General features: G+C 56.6%; 1 rRNA gene. It reads left to right on the top strand.

Annotation, left to right across the window (positions count from 1 at the left end):
- Window positions 1-219: ribosomal RNA gene (locus tag M3194_RS31130) — 16S ribosomal RNA — on the top strand; the annotation flags it as partial.

Genomic DNA, 219 nt, shown 5'->3' with positions numbered 1-219 from the left:
TTAGCGGCGGACGGGTGAGTAACACGTGGGTAACCTGCCCATAAGACTGGGATAACATTCGGAAACGAATGCTAATACCGGATACGCGAATCGGTCGCATGGCCGAATCGGGAAAGGCGGAGCAATCTGCCACTTATGGATGGACCCGCGGCGCATTAGCTAGTTGGTGGGGTAACGGCTCACCAAGGCGACGATGCGTAGCCGACCTGAGAGGGTGAT

This window comes from Paenibacillus glycanilyticus (genome assembly GCF_023715145.1).
In the GTDB taxonomy this organism is placed as follows: domain Bacteria; phylum Bacillota; class Bacilli; order Paenibacillales; family Paenibacillaceae; genus Pristimantibacillus; species Pristimantibacillus glycanilyticus_A.
This window is presented reverse-complemented; position numbering and strand designations above follow the sequence as displayed.